This is a genomic window from Burkholderia sp. CpTa8-5, from assembly GCF_017815045.1.
Taxonomy (GTDB): Bacteria; Pseudomonadota; Gammaproteobacteria; order Burkholderiales; family Burkholderiaceae; genus Burkholderia; species Burkholderia sola.
The window spans coordinates 59,657-73,404 of the sequence record NZ_JAGIQD010000009.1 but is presented as its reverse complement, the minus strand read 5'-3'; the positions used below and the strand labels follow the sequence as shown (position 1 = coordinate 73,404).

Sequence of the window (13,748 nt, the reverse complement as noted above, 5' to 3'; positions counted from 1 at the left end):
GCCATGCAGCACGCGCGCGCGCCGTTTCGACCCGATGCACCGGATGCCTCGCCTCGCGCGGGCGAGCCGGGGCGCGACTTCGCGTTCACCGGTGCGGATTTCGCACGCATCCGCGCGCTGATCCATCAACGCGCGGGCATCTCGCTGTCCGAGCACAAGCGCGACATGGCCTATAGCCGGCTCGCGCGACGGCTGCGGGCGCGCGGCCTCGACACGTTCCGCGACTACCTCGACCTGCTCGAGCAGGAAGACGATCCGCTCGAATGGGAAGCGTTCACCAACGCGCTGACCACCAACCTGACCGCGTTTTTCCGCGAGTCGCACCATTTCCCGATCCTGGCGGAATTCGTGAAATCGCGGCCGGCGCCGGTCTCGGTCTGGTGCTCGGCGGCGTCGACCGGCGAGGAGCCGTACTCGATCGCGATCACGCTGATCGAGGCGCTCGGCGACGCGGCCGCGCGCAGCGCGACGATCCTCGCGACCGATCTCGACACGCAAGTGCTCGCGAAGGCCGAAGCCGGCATCTACACGTACGACCAGGTCAAGCACCTGTCGCCGGAGCGGCTCAAGCGCTTCTTCCTGAAGGGCACGGGCGCGCAGGCCGGCCGCGTGAAGGTGCGCCCCGAGCTGCGCGCGATGATCCGCTTCGAGCAGCTGAACCTGACCGATGCGGACTACGGGATCGCGAAGCCGTTCGACGCGATCTTCTGCCGCAACGTGATGATCTATTTCGACAAGCCGACGCAGGGGCAGGTGCTGTCGCGCTTCGAGCCGCTCGTGAAGCCGGGCGGGCTGCTGTTCGCCGGCCATTCGGAGAACTTCACGTACGTGACGCAGGCGTTCCGGCTGCGCGGGCAGACGGTGTACGAACTGACGCGCGACGCCGAGCAGGGTGCGCGCTCGCGCGGCGCGCAGGCGAGCGCGGCGGCCGCGATGCCGTCGCCCGCGCGCGCGCGGGCCGCAGGCGGCGCGCCGGCTCTTGGAGAGCGCGGATGAGCGCACTGCCGATCGCGACCAATCGCTACTTCGACAACCACTTCGAGCGCCCCGGCGTGAAGCTGTTGCCGAACGAGTTCTACACGACCGCCGAGGACATGGTGCTGATGACCGTGCTCGGCTCGTGCGTCGCCGCGTGCCTGCACGACCCGTACGCGGGCATCGGCGGGATGAACCATTTCATGCTGCCGGACGACGGCGCCGATCCGGGCGCGGCCGCGTCGGAATCGATGCGCTACGGCGCGTATGCGATGGAAGTGCTGATCAACGAGCTGATCAAGGCCGGCGGGCGCCGCGAGCGCTTCGAGGCGAAGGTGTTCGGCGGCGCGGCCGTGCTGGCCGGGATGACGACGATCAACATCGGCGATCGCAACGCGGATTTCGTGCGCCGCTATCTGGCGCTCGAGCGCATCCGCATCACCGCGGAAGACCTGCAGGGCGTGCATCCGCGCAAGGTCGCGTTCATGCCGCACAGCGGGCGCGCGATGGTGAAGAAACTGCGGCTGCAGGTGCCGGGCGTGACCGAGCGCGAAGCCGCGCTCGCGCGCGAGGCCGAGCGCGCCCGTCGCGCGCACGTCGAGCTGTTTGCCGCGAAGCGGCCTGCCGCGCCGCAGCCGGCGCGTCCGCGCATCGAGCTGTTCGGCGGGCGCGGCGCCGCGCCGGCCGGCGGCGGTAGCGCGGCCGCGGCCGCCGCCGCGCGGACGGCGACCCTATCAAGAAAGCAGGAGGCATGACCGCAGTGCAGAAGATCAAAGTGTTGTGCGTCGACGATTCGGCGCTGATCCGCAGCCTGATGACCGAGATCATCAACAGCCAGCCCGACATGACGGTGGTCGCGACCGCGCCCGATCCGCTCGTCGCGCGCGAGCTCATCAAGCAGCACAACCCCGACGTGCTCACGCTCGACGTCGAAATGCCGCGCATGGACGGGCTTGACTTCCTCGAGAAGCTGATGCGCCTGCGGCCGATGCCGGTCGTGATGGTGTCGTCGCTGACCGAGCGCGGCTCCGAAATCACGCTGCGCGCGCTCGAACTCGGCGCGGTGGATTTCGTCACGAAGCCGCGCGTCGGGATTCGCGACGGGATGCTCGACTACGCGGAGAAGCTCGCGGACAAGATCCGCGCGGCGTCGCGCGCGCGCGTGCGCCAGGCGCCGCAGCCGCAGGCCGTCGCGCGCACGGCGGACAGCGCCGCGGCCGCGCCGATGATCAACAACCCGCTCGTCAGTACCGAGAAGCTGATCATCATCGGCGCGTCGACGGGCGGCACCGAGGCGATCCGCGAAGTGCTGACGCCGCTGCCGCCGGACGCGCCGGCCGTGCTGATCGCGCAGCACATGCCGCCGGGCTTCACGAAATCGTTCGCGCAGCGGCTGAACGGCCTGTGCCGGATCGCGGTGAAGGAAGCCGAGCACGGCGAACGCGTGCTGCCGGGCCATGCGTACATCGCGCCGGGCCATGCGCACCTGTTGCTCGCGAGAAGCGGCGCGAACTATATTGCGCAACTGTCGGACGAGCCGCCGGTGAACCGGCACCGCCCGTCGGTCGACGTGCTGTTCCGCTCGGCGGCGACGCATGCGGGCAAGAACGCGATCGGCGTGATCCTCACCGGGATGGGCCGCGACGGCGCGGCCGGCCTGCTGGAAATGAAACGCGCGGGCGCTTACACGTTCGCGCAGGACGAGGCGAGCTGCATCGTGTTCGGGATGCCGCGCGAGGCAATCGCGCTCGGCGGGGCGGACGAGGTCGCGCCGCTCGCCGACATGAGCCGCCGCGTGATGGCGCGCCTGGCGACGATGGGCGACCGCGTGCAGCGCGTGTGAATGGACTGTCACGGGGCGCGTGCCACGATACGCGTCCCGACGGAAACGAATCTGGAAAGGAACGACGATGGACAAGAGCATGAAAATCCTGGTGGTGGACGATTTCCCGACGATGCGCCGGATCGTCCGCAACCTGCTCAAGGAACTGGGCTACACGAACGTGGATGAGGCCGAGGACGGCGCGGCCGGCCTCGCGCGGCTGCGCGGCGGCGGCTTCGACTTCGTGATCTCGGACTGGAACATGCCGAACCTCGACGGTCTCGCGATGCTCAAGGAGATCCGCGCGGACGCGACGCTCACGCATCTGCCGGTGCTGATGGTCACGGCCGAGTCGAAGAAGGAGAACATCATCGCGGCCGCGCAGGCCGGCGCGAGCGGCTACGTCGTGAAACCGTTCACGGCCGCGACGCTCGACGAGAAGCTGAACAAGATCATCGACAAGATGGCCAAGGCCGGGAGCTGAACGTGAACGAGCCGATCCATGCGGCGCTTGCCGGCGCGGCGGTCAATGCCGACGGCCATGCCGAAGGCGCCGATTACGCGAGCGACCGGATCCTCGCGCGCATCGGCCACGTCACGCGCACGCTGCGCGATTCGATGCGCGAGCTCGGGCTCGACAAGCATGTCGAGCGCGCGGCGGAAGCCGTGCCCGATGCGCGCGACCGGCTGCGCTACGTCGCGACGATGACCGAACAGGCCGCGGTGCGCGTGCTGAATGCGATCGAGATCGCGAAGCCGATGCAGGAGCGCGTGCAGAACGAGGCCGAGGCGCTTGACGCACGCTGGGCGCAGTGGTACGCCGCGCCGATCGAGCACGCGGAAGTGCGCGAGCTGATGGACGACACGCGGGCGTTCCTGCGCACGCTGCCCGAATCGACGGCGGCGACCCGCGCACAACTGCTCGAGATCATGCTTGCGCAGGATTTCCAGGATCTGACGGGGCAGGTGATCAAGAAGATCATGGACATGGTCTACCTGATCGAGCAGCAGCTCCTCACCGTGCTCGTCGAGAACATCGCGCCGGAGCGGCGCGAGCAGTTCGCGGCCACCGCGGCGGCATTCGCGGCCGAAGCGATGAGCGCGACCGGCAGCCCCGAATCGCTGCTGAACGGCCCGCAGATCGCGCCGGAAGGCAAATCCGACGTCGTTCAGGACCAGGGGCAGGTCGACGACCTGCTCGCGAGCCTCGGCTTCTGATCCTGCCGGTGCGCATCGCGCGTCCCATTGCCGGGCGCCCCGTTCCGCGGGGCCGGCCGACGCGCGCATGCCCCGTTCCCGCCTCGTTTCCCCTCGCCCGGCGCCGCTGCGCGGCGCAGCGTGATCCTGCGTCGAATTGACACTTCGACACACTCCGCAGGCATACTACGCGTCAGCAGCAACGTAGCGTCATTCGTACGATTCATCAGTGGGCAGACGGCGCGGGCCGATGGCGGCGCCGTCGGCACCGAAGCCAGTCCCTTGGGGGGGAACGTGAAGCTGAAACGCTTGGGCTGGACCGTCGCGCACGCGACGGCTGCAATGGGTGTGCTGTGGGCCGTCCACGCACACGCGGAACTGGGCGGCGCGCCGATGTCGCCGCCGGCGGACGATCAGGCCGCCACCGTGCGCGCGCTGCAGCGCGCGATGCGCTCGGCGGACGGCGTGCAGACGAGCACGGCCGCCTATACCGTCCGCGAGATCACGCTCGGATCGGGCACCGTCATCCACGAATACACGTCGGCCGCCGGCAGCGTGTTCGGCCTCGCGTGGCGCGGGCCGACGATGCCGGATCTCGCGTCGCTGCTCGGCAGCTATTTCCCGCAGTACACCGCCGGCGTCCAGGCGGCGCACCGGGCGCGCGGCTGGCGTGCGCCGGTGGCCGTCGAGACGAGCGGCCTCGTGATCCGGACGGGCGGCCACATGGGCGCCTTCTCCGGCCAGGCATGGCTGCCGTCGGCGCTGCCGACCGGCGTGGCCGGCACCGATATCCAGTGACAGCGGGAGAGCGATCTTGAGCATGACTCGTACATTCAAGCGCTGGTTCGGCGTGCTGGGCCTCCTGGCCGCGACGGCCGTGCTCGTGACGGCCTGCGGCGGCGGCGATGACGGCGGCGGCAGTTCGGGCAACAACGGCAATACCGGCAACAGCGGCTCCGACGGCAACAGCGGCAACACGGCCGTCGTCACGGTCGCCGCCGGCGCCGCGAACGTGATCAACATCCCGACCATCAGCGTGAAGGTTTGCGTGCCGGGCACGTCGAACTGCCAGATCGTCAACAACGTGCTCGTCGATACCGCGTCCTACGGGCTGCGGCTCGTCGGCAGCGCGGTGGCCGGCGTGCACGACAGCCTGCCGCAGGTGAAGAGCGGCGGCGCGCCGGTCGCCGAATGCGGCAAGTTCGTGTCGAGCTACACGTGGGGCTCGGTGCGCACCGTCGACCTGTCGATCGGCACCGAGCAGGCCGCGTCGCTGCCCGTGCAGATCATCGGCGACCTCGGCACGACGAACGTGCCGAGCTCGTGCACGAACGGCGGCGCGTCGGCCAACTCGACGAGCGCGCTCGGCGCGAACGGGATCCTCGGCATCGGGCCGGCGCCGTACGACTGCGGCACGACCTGCGCGACGTCGACGTCGACGAGCAACAACTACTACGCGTGCCCGAACGGCGACAACGCGAGCTGCGCCGTCACGCTCGTGCCGCTCGCGCAGCAGGTGGCCAACCCGGTGCATCGGTTCGCGAACAACGACGGCGTGAGCGTGCAGATGCCGGCCATCTCGAACAACGGGCAGGCGAGCGCGACCGGCACGCTGACGTTCGGCCTGCCGAACCTGAGCGGCAAGACGGTGCTGACGTCGACCACGACCGGCGACGTCAGCGCGACGTTCCAGGGGCGCAACGTGACCGCGTTCTTCGATACGGGCTCGAACGCGTATTTCTTCAACGATTCGGCGCAGACGGTCTGTTCGAGGAATACGGAGTTCTACTGCCCGTCGGCGACGACGACCTATTCGGCCACGCTGAGCGGCCAGAACGGCGCGTCGGGCACCGTGTCGATGCCGGTCGCGAACGCGGATTCGCTGTTCTCGAACGCGTCGACGTTCGCGTTCAACGACATCGCGGGGCCGTTCGGCTCGTCCAACTGGCTCGACATCGGCATGCCGCACTTCTACGGCAAGACGATCTACTTCGGGATGGACAAGACCGCGAGCGGCGGCGCGCAGCCGTTCGTCGCATTCTGACGCGGCGTCGCCGGACGCAGGAACAAGGGGGGCGAGCGATCGCCCCCTTTTTTTATTCCGGCGCGCCGTGCGTGCAATACGGACCGGATCGCTGCCACGCGCCGGCATAGCGCCTACGATGTAAGACCGGCACCGGTGCCGGCACGACATCGAAGGAGACAGCGCATGAACCCGCGTATCCAGCGCATCACGCCGTTCCTGTGGTTCGACCGCGACGCCGAGGCGGCGGCCGGTTTCTACGTATCGGTGTTCGACAACGCGCGCATCGTGCACGTCGCGCGCTACGGCAAGACCGGCGCGCATGCGTCCGGCAACGCCGAGGGCGCGGTGATGACCGTGGCGTTCGAGCTCGACGGGCAGGCGTTCGTCGCGCTGAACGGCGGCCCCGTGTTCCAGATGACGCCGGCCGTGTCGTTCGTCGTCAACTGTCGCGACCAGGACGAGATCGACCATTACTGGGCGCGCTTGTCCGAAGGTGGCGACGCGCGCGCGCAGCAATGCGGCTGGCTGCGCGACCGCTTCGGCGTATCGTGGCAGGTCGTGCCCGTGCAGATGGCCGAACTGATGACGGGCGACCCGGCCCGCGCCGAGCGCGTGATGGCGCAGGTGATGACGATGAAGAAGCTCGATCTCGGCGCGTTGCAGCGGGCGGCGGCCGGCTAGGGCGTGAACACGCCCTAGGTCGCTTCGGTCGATCACGCCGTTCGGGCCGGCGATGGTCGGACGTCCCGTCCCGACGCCGCAGGCTGCGATTCAGGCGGAACCGGCGATGCCGAAAGGCGCCGCGACCGGCGCGCCTGCGTATCGCCGGCCGGTCGGTTAATCGAATGCCGGACACTCGGGTCGATTATCGATTCGTGCGATTTCATTCGGGTGTAATCAAAGCCGGATTATTCGCGGCTGCCGTTTCTGTCAGATCTTCACGATTATTAAAATGACGCGGCATGCAAGCCGGGCACGCCGAAATCCGCTCTTGCAGCCTTTCCTGCGCCATATGGGCGCGTGCCCCATATGCGAAAAGAGATGGAGTCCGCCGAACTTCGATCTTATAATTCCGGCGTTGTTTCCGAGGTGCCAATATAAAACAGGAGGGTAATAAAATGAATTTTTCCGAAGCCATTCGTACCGTACTGAATAAATACGCAACATTCGAAGGCCGTGCGCGTCGTGCCGAATACTGGTATTTCGCGCTGCTGACCTCCGTGCTGTCGGTCGCCGGTCAGATCATCGGCGCGGCCGGCCGCGATGCGGGCCTGATCACGCTGCTGCTGCTCGGCGTGATCTTCCTGGTGTCGCTCGCGCTGATCATTCCGGGCATCGCGGTCAGCGTGCGCCGCCTGCACGATACGGGCCGCTCGGGCTGGTTCTTGCTGCTCGCGCTGATTCCGATCGTCGGCGGCATCCTGCTGCTCGTGTGGATGTGCTCGCGCGGCACCGAAGGCCCGAACCGTTTCGGCGCGGACCCGATCCCGGCCGTCTGACCGACGCCTGCCCCGACCGACGCGCGACGCCGTTGCGTCGGGGCCTGCTTGCCCCGCTTCTCGCGCTTCTCCCGCTTCTCTCCCGTCTTCTTTCCCGTCCGTCGTTTCACCGTTCCCCGCGCGTGAAGCCGCTGCCGTTCCGCTTGCGGCCGCCGCCTCGCCAATGCGCCGGCCGGTCCCGTTTTTCCGCCACGCCGCGCGTCGCTCCGCCCCCGTTCCGGCCGCGTTCGCGGCCGCTCGCCCGATTCCCCGAAATACCCCCCTTTCCCGGCTTTGCTCGACCGATCGGCGTTTGACGCGTCCATGAATAATCGGTGTCACTGGAAAGCGGCATTCCGCCGTACCCGACTGGAGGCCCCGTGGCAGACGAGAGCGATCTCGACAAGACCGAAGCCGCCACTCCCAGGCGCCGCGAGAAGGCGCGCGAGGAGGGGCAGGTCGCGCGTTCGCGCGAGCTGGCTTCGTTCGCACTGCTCGCGGCGGGGTTCTACGGCGCATGGCTGCTCGCGGGCCCGTCGGGCGGGCATCTGCAGGCGATGCTGCGCGGCGCGTTCACGTTCGATCGCGCGACCGCGTTCGACACCCACCGGATGTTGTCGGCGGCCGGCAGCGCGAGCCGCGAAGGCTTCGCCGCGCTGCTGCCGCTGCTCGCGCTCACCGGCGTCGCCGCGCTGCTCGCGCCGATGGCGCTCGGCGGCTGGCTGATTTCGCAGAAGACGTTCGAGCTGAAGTTCGACCGCCTGAACCCGATCTCGGGCCTCGGCCGGATCTTCTCGATCCAGGGGCCGATCCAGCTCGGGATGTCGATCGCGAAGACGCTGGTCGTCGGCGGGATCGGCGGCATCGCGATCTGGCGCAGCAAGGACGAGCTGCTCAGCCTCGCGACGCAGCCGCTCGGCGCCGCGCTGCCCGATGCGCTGCATCTGGTCGCCGTGTGCTGCGGCACGACGGTCGCCGGGATGCTGGTGGTCGCCGGGCTCGACGTGCCTTACCAACTCTGGCAGTACAACAAGAAGTTGCGCATGACGAAGGAAGAAGTGAAGCGCGAGCATCGCGAGAACGAAGGCGATCCGCACGTGAAGGGGCGGATCCGCCAGCAGCAGCGCGCGATTGCGCGGCGCCGGATGATGGCGGCCGTGCCGAAGGCCGACGTGGTCGTCACGAACCCGACGCACTTCGCGGTCGCGCTGCAATACACGGACGGCGAGATGCGCGCGCCGAAGGTCGTCGCGAAGGGCGTGAACCTCGTCGCCGCGCGCATCCGCGAACTCGCGGCCGAACACAACGTGCCGCTGCTCGAAGCGCCGCCGCTCGCGCGTGCGCTGTATCACAACGTCGAACTCGAGCGCGAGATCCCCGGTTCGCTGTACTCGGCCGTGGCCGAAGTGCTCGCATGGGTTTACCAGCTCAAGCGCTTCCGCTCGGAAGGCGGCGCGTTCCCGGCGATGCCGGTCGATCTCGACGTGCCGGCCGAACTCGACAAGGGTACGTCGGTCGCCGCCGACGACGAACGTGAAGAAGCCGAGGACGCCCTCGGCCAGCAAGGGAACGCGGCATGAGCACCCCGACCACCGGCCTGTTCGGCAAGCGCGCGAACCCGTTCGCCGGCACGAACCTGCGCGCGCTCGCGGGTCCGATCCTCATCTGCATGATCCTGGGGATGATGATCCTGCCGCTGCCGCCGATGCTGCTGGATCTGCTGTTCACGTTCAACATCGCGCTGTCCGTGATGGTGCTGCTCGTCAGCATGTACACGATGAAGCCGCTCGACTTCGCGGCGTTCCCGAGCGTGCTGCTGTTCTCGACGCTGCTGCGCCTGTCGCTGAACGTCGCGTCGACCCGCGTCGTGCTGCTCGAAGGCCATACCGGGCCCGACGCGGCCGGCCAGGTGATCGAAGCATTCGGCCACTTCCTCGTCGGCGGCAACTTCGCGGTCGGCATCGTCGTGTTCGTGATCCTGATGATCATCAACTTCATGGTGATCACGAAGGGCGCGGGGCGGATCGCCGAAGTGTCCGCGCGCTTCACGCTCGATGCGATGCCCGGCAAGCAGATGGCGATCGACGCCGATCTGAACGCGGGCCTCATCAACGAGGAACAGGCGCGCAAGCGGCGCCTGGCCGTCTCGCAGGAAGCCGAGTTCTACGGGTCGATGGACGGCGCGTCGAAGTTCGTGCGCGGCGATGCGATCGCCGGCCTGATCATCATGGCGATCAACGTGATCGGCGGGCTGATCGTCGGGATGGTCCAGCACGACATGAGCTTCGCCGCGGCCGGCACCAACTACACGCTGCTGACGATCGGCGACGGCCTCGTCGCGCAGATCCCGTCGCTCGTGATCTCGACCGCGGCCGGCGTGATCGTGTCGCGCGTCGCCACCGACGAGGACATCGGCACGCAGATCACCGGCCAGCTGTTCACGAACCCGCGCGTGCTGAACATCACCGGCGCGATCATCGTGTTGATGGGGCTGATCCCGGGCATGCCGCACTTCGCGTTCCTCGCGCTCGGCGGCGGCGCGATCTGGCTGGCGCGCACGCAGACCAAGCGCGCGGCGGCCCGCAAGGCGGCCGGCGACGTGACCGACATCGCGCCGCCCGCGGTGCTGCCGGCCGACAGCCACGAAGCGACCTGGGACGACGTGCAGCTGATCGACCCGCTCGGCCTCGAAGTCGGCTACCGGCTGATCCCGCTCGTCGACAAGAACAGCGACGGCGAGCTGCTCAAGCGCATCAAGAGCATCCGCAAGAAATTCGCGCAGGAAATCGGCTTCCTGCCGCCGGTGATCCATATCCGCGACAACCTCGAACTGCGGCCGAACGCGTACCGGATCGCGCTGAAGGGCGTCGAGATCGGCTTCGGCGAAGTGTTCCCGGGCCAGTGGCTCGCGATCAACCCGGGCCAGGTGACGGCCGCGCTGCCGGGCGCCGTCACGCAGGACCCTGCGTTCGGGCTGCCGGCCGTGTGGATCGACGTCGCGCTGCGCGAGCAGGCGCAGGTGTACGGCTACACGGTGGTCGACGCGAGCACGGTCGTCGCGACGCACCTGAACCATCTCGTCGTCCAGCACGCGGCCGAGCTGCTCGGCCGCCAAGAAGTGCAGGCGCTCGTCGAGCGCACCGGCAAGGACGCGCCGTCGCTCGTCGAGGACCTGGTGCCGAAGACGATCTCGCTCACCACGCTGCAGAAGGTGCTGCAGAACCTGCTCGAGGAAGGCGTGCCGATTCGCGACATGCGCACGATCCTCGAGGCGGTGTCCGAGCATGCGGGCCGCGGCGACGCGTTCGAGATCACGGCCGCGGTGCGGCTCTCGCTCGGCCGCGCGATCACGCAGCAGTGGTATCCGGGCAACGGCGAAATGCAGGTGATGGGCCTCGACGCGAACCTGGAGCGCGTGCTGTCGCAGGCGCTCGCCACCGGCGCGAACCCGGGCCTCGAACCCGGCCTCGCGCACAACCTTCTGACCGGCACGCAGCAAGCGATGCTGCGTCAACAGAATCTCGGGCTGCCGCCCGTGCTGCTCGTGCAGCACGCGCTGCGCGCGATGCTCGCGCGTTTCCTGCGCCGCAGCCTGCCGCAACTGAAAGTGCTGTCGTACGCCGAAGTGCCGGACACACGCACGATCAAAGTCGTTAACGTCATCGGGGGTTCCGCTTGAACATTCGCAAATTCACCGGCGCAACGAGCCGCGACGCACTTCGTCTCGTGCGCGAGGCGCTCGGCGCCGACGCGGTCGTGCTGTCGAACCGCACGCTCGATGACGGCAGCGTCGAAATCGTTGCACTCGCCGATTCGGATCTCGCCGCGGTGGCGCCGCCGGCCGCGCGTGGGCGCCTCGCCACGTCGCGCGTGCCGGACTCCGTGCCGGCCGCCGCCGTGCCGGGCATCGTGTCGCGCCCGGGGATCGCCCCGCGCCCGGCCGCCAATCCGTATGCGGCCGGCGAAGGCGGGCTGCCGGACGTGTTCTCGTCCGTGTTCGGCGCGAGCGCCGACGCGCAAGACGCGGATGCGCACCCTGCGTCGATCGATGCAGACGCGCCCGCGGCGGCAGCGCCGTCGAGCGCTGCATCGGCCGCGGTCGGATCGCCGGCCGCCACTTCCGAACCCGCACCGTGGCTGGTCGAGCACGCGAAGCGCCTGACGCAGCAGCGCGACGCGCTGATCGCCCGTGCGCAGGCGCCCGCCGAGCCGCAGGCGAGCGCGCCCGCGCCGCAAGCCGCCGCCCGCGCGACGCCGCCCGACTGGGCGCGCGACATCGTGCGCGACGCCGAGCGCCGGATGCCGGCCGCCGGAGCGCCGGCCGCGGCCAAGCGCGCAGCCGACACGGGCGCCGCGTACGGCGCCAAGCAGACCGACCGCACGCGCCTGTCCGCCGACGCGGCCGCCGTGGTGGCCGATGCGGTGAAGTCGCGCATCGAGCGGATCGTCAACGACACGGTGATGCAGGAGCTGGGCGAGTTGCGCGGGATGATGGAAGAGCAGTTCGACAGCCTGATGTGGCACGACCGCCAGCGTCGCAGCGCCGTGCACGGCGCGCTGACGAAGCACCTGTTCGCGGCCGGCTTTTCCGCGCAGCTCGTGCGGATGCTGGTCGACAACCTGCCGTCCGGCGACGGCGCGCAGACCTTCGAGCAGGCCGCCGAATGGGCGCAGTCGGTGCTCGCATCGAACCTGCCGGTGCTCGACAGCGAGGACGCGCTGATGGAGCGCGGCGGCGTGTTCGCGCTGATGGGGCCGACCGGCGTCGGCAAGACGACCACCACCGCGAAGCTGGCCGCGCGCTGCGTGATGCGCTTCGGCGCGAGCAAGGTCGCGCTGCTGACCACCGACAGCTACCGGATCGGCGGCCACGAGCAACTGCGGATCTTCGGCAAGATCCTCGGCGTGCCGGTTCACGCGGTGAAGGATGCGGGCGACCTCGCGCTCGCGCTGTCCGAGCTGCGCAACAAGCACATCGTGCTGATCGACACGATCGGCATGAGCCAGCGCGACCGCGCGGTGTCCGACCAGATCGCGATGCTGCACGGCGCGAACGCGCCGGTGCAGCGCCTGCTGCTGCTGAACGCGACGAGCCATGGCGATACGCTGAACGAAGTCGTGCAGGCGTACCGCAGCGCGGGCGAGCACCCTGACCTGGCCGGCTGCATCCTCACGAAGCTCGACGAGGCGACCCACCTCGGCAGCGTGCTCGACACGGTAATCCGCTACAAGCTGCCGGTCCACTACGTGTCGACCGGCCAGAAGGTGCCGGAGAACCTGTACGTCGCGTCGACCAAATTCCTGCTGAAGAGCGCGTTCTGTGTGCCGCGCGACGGCTCGCCCTTCGTGCCGCAAGACGAGGACATGCCGACGCTGCTTTCCGCACTGACCGCACGTTCCACCGCCGAGCTGCACGAGGTGCGATTTGGATAAACGGATCATCGACCAGGCCGAAGGGCTGCGGCGCCTGCTGGCCGGGCGCGCGTCGCGCATCGTCGCGGTGACGGGCGGGCCGGCGGGCGTCGGCTGCACGTCCACCGTGGTGAACCTCGCGGCGGCGCTCGCGTCGCTCGGCAAGGACGTGCTGGTCGTCGACGAGCGCGCCGACGTGCATTCGGCCAGCGCGACGCTCGCCGGCGCGTGGCTGCGCGACGGCGAACGCACGCGGGTGGCGGCCGGCTTCGGCCTGTGCGGCGCCGCCCAGCTCGCGCGCGCCGGCTACAGCGACGCGCAGCTGAGCGACTTCATCGACGGCCCGGCCGACATCGTCCTCGTCGACGCGCAGCTCGGCACCGACGGATCGCTGTCGGCGCTCGCGCGCGAAGCGCACGACGTGCTGATCGTCACGCGGGTTGCCGTGCAGGCGATCACCGAGGCGTATGCGTGCATGAAGCGGCTGCATTTCGCGCACGCGTTCGCGCAGTTCCGCGTGCTGACCAATCAGGTCGCCGGCCACGCGGACGCGAAGACGGCCTTCGACAACCTCGCGGGCGTTGCGAGCCGCTACCTGACCGTGTCGATCGCCGACGCGGGCTGCGTGAGCGCCGATCCGCTCGTCGAGCACGCCCGCGAACTGATGCATGCGGTAGTCGACGCGTTCCCGTCGTCGGCTGCCGCGCGCGATTACCGGCAGATTGCCGCCGACCTGTTGTACTGGCCGATGCGCCCCGGTTCGGGCGCGGGCCGCGCGGTCCACGCCGGCGGCAAGCCGTCGTATGAGGCGGGCGCGGCACACGCCGCGTGAGCGCCA

The 13,748-nt window shown here is 69.1% G+C and carries 13 protein-coding genes; all 13 read left to right on the top strand.

Annotated features, from left to right (window positions below; genetic code table 11):
• The first annotated feature begins 3 nt into the window (after positions 1 to 3).
• Complete coding sequence (locus tag J8I35_RS16005; RefSeq protein ID WP_050011815.1) at positions 4 to 996, top strand: CheR family methyltransferase; 993 nt, start codon at positions 4 to 6, stop codon at positions 994 to 996.
• Positions 993 to 1,730, top strand: a complete 738-nt coding sequence (gene cheD / locus J8I35_RS16000) for a chemoreceptor glutamine deamidase CheD (RefSeq protein WP_050011816.1) — start codon at positions 993 to 995, stop codon at positions 1,728 to 1,730. Before J8I35_RS16005 ends, cheD begins: the two co-directional genes overlap by 4 nt.
• The gene (locus tag J8I35_RS15995; RefSeq protein WP_050011817.1) at positions 1,727 to 2,818 is read left to right on the top strand and encodes a chemotaxis response regulator protein-glutamate methylesterase; all 1,092 of its coding nucleotides are present in this window, start codon (positions 1,727 to 1,729) and stop codon (positions 2,816 to 2,818) included. Before cheD ends, J8I35_RS15995 begins: the two co-directional genes overlap by 4 nt.
• A gap of 67 nt (positions 2,819 to 2,885) precedes the next feature.
• Entirely contained in the window at positions 2,886 to 3,281 is a 396-nt protein-coding gene (gene cheY / locus J8I35_RS15990; protein WP_006754880.1) for a chemotaxis response regulator CheY, read from the top strand.
• A 2-nt stretch (positions 3,282 to 3,283) separates the two neighbouring features.
• Positions 3,284 to 4,015: a protein phosphatase CheZ gene (cheZ, locus tag J8I35_RS15985; RefSeq protein WP_069618698.1), complete on the top strand. Its 732-nt coding sequence runs from the start codon at positions 3,284 to 3,286 to the stop codon at positions 4,013 to 4,015.
• 273 nt (positions 4,016 to 4,288) lie between these two features.
• Positions 4,289 to 4,792 carry a DUF2844 domain-containing protein gene (locus J8I35_RS15980; RefSeq protein WP_050012090.1) on the top strand — a complete coding sequence of 168 codons (504 nt, stop codon included), beginning with the start codon at positions 4,289 to 4,291 and terminating at the stop codon, positions 4,790 to 4,792.
• A 16-nt stretch (positions 4,793 to 4,808) separates the two neighbouring features.
• Positions 4,809 to 6,038 carry a DUF3443 family protein gene (locus J8I35_RS15975; RefSeq protein ID WP_124595275.1) on the top strand — a complete coding sequence of 410 codons (1,230 nt, stop codon included), beginning with the start codon at positions 4,809 to 4,811 and terminating at the stop codon, positions 6,036 to 6,038.
• A 165-nt stretch (positions 6,039 to 6,203) separates the two neighbouring features.
• A complete protein-coding gene (locus J8I35_RS15970) occupies positions 6,204 to 6,701 on the top strand; it encodes a VOC family protein (protein ID WP_050011820.1) in 498 nt (165 codons plus the stop codon).
• A gap of 437 nt (positions 6,702 to 7,138) precedes the next feature.
• Positions 7,139 to 7,519, top strand: coding sequence for a DUF805 domain-containing protein (locus J8I35_RS15965; RefSeq protein ID WP_209926147.1), 381 nt, complete (start codon positions 7,139 to 7,141; stop codon positions 7,517 to 7,519).
• Between the two features lie 359 nt (positions 7,520 to 7,878).
• Positions 7,879 to 9,078 carry a flagellar biosynthesis protein FlhB gene (gene flhB / locus J8I35_RS15960; protein ID WP_050011822.1) on the top strand — a complete coding sequence of 400 codons (1,200 nt, stop codon included), beginning with the start codon at positions 7,879 to 7,881 and terminating at the stop codon, positions 9,076 to 9,078.
• Positions 9,075 to 11,177, top strand: coding sequence for a flagellar biosynthesis protein FlhA (gene flhA / locus J8I35_RS15955; RefSeq protein ID WP_050011823.1), 2,103 nt, complete (start codon positions 9,075 to 9,077; stop codon positions 11,175 to 11,177). Before flhB ends, flhA begins: the two co-directional genes overlap by 4 nt.
• Entirely contained in the window at positions 11,174 to 12,931 is a 1,758-nt protein-coding gene (gene flhF, locus J8I35_RS15950) for a flagellar biosynthesis protein FlhF (protein ID WP_209926146.1), read from the top strand. Before flhA ends, flhF begins: the two co-directional genes overlap by 4 nt.
• Entirely contained in the window at positions 12,924 to 13,742 is an 819-nt protein-coding gene (locus J8I35_RS15945) for a MinD/ParA family protein (RefSeq protein WP_209926139.1), read from the top strand. Before flhF ends, J8I35_RS15945 begins: the two co-directional genes overlap by 8 nt.
• Positions 13,743 to 13,748 lie beyond the last annotated feature (6 nt).

What these genes read in the sequence shown, in the direction of transcription:
- J8I35_RS16005 (WP_050011815.1), top strand. Translation starts at nt 4, where the DNA reads ATGCAGCACGCGCGCGCGCCGTTTCGACCCGATGCACCGGATGCCTCG.
- cheD (WP_050011816.1), top strand. Translation starts at nt 993, where the DNA reads ATGAGCGCACTGCCGATCGCGACCAATCGCTACTTCGACAACCACTTC.
- J8I35_RS15995 (WP_050011817.1), top strand. Translation starts at nt 1,727, where the DNA reads ATGACCGCAGTGCAGAAGATCAAAGTGTTGTGCGTCGACGATTCGGCG.
- cheY (WP_006754880.1), top strand. Translation starts at nt 2,886, where the DNA reads ATGGACAAGAGCATGAAAATCCTGGTGGTGGACGATTTCCCGACGATG.
- J8I35_RS15970 (WP_050011820.1), top strand. Translation starts at nt 6,204, where the DNA reads ATGAACCCGCGTATCCAGCGCATCACGCCGTTCCTGTGGTTCGACCGC.
- J8I35_RS15965 (WP_209926147.1), top strand. Translation starts at nt 7,139, where the DNA reads ATGAATTTTTCCGAAGCCATTCGTACCGTACTGAATAAATACGCAACA.
- flhA (WP_050011823.1), top strand. Translation starts at nt 9,075, where the DNA reads ATGAGCACCCCGACCACCGGCCTGTTCGGCAAGCGCGCGAACCCGTTC.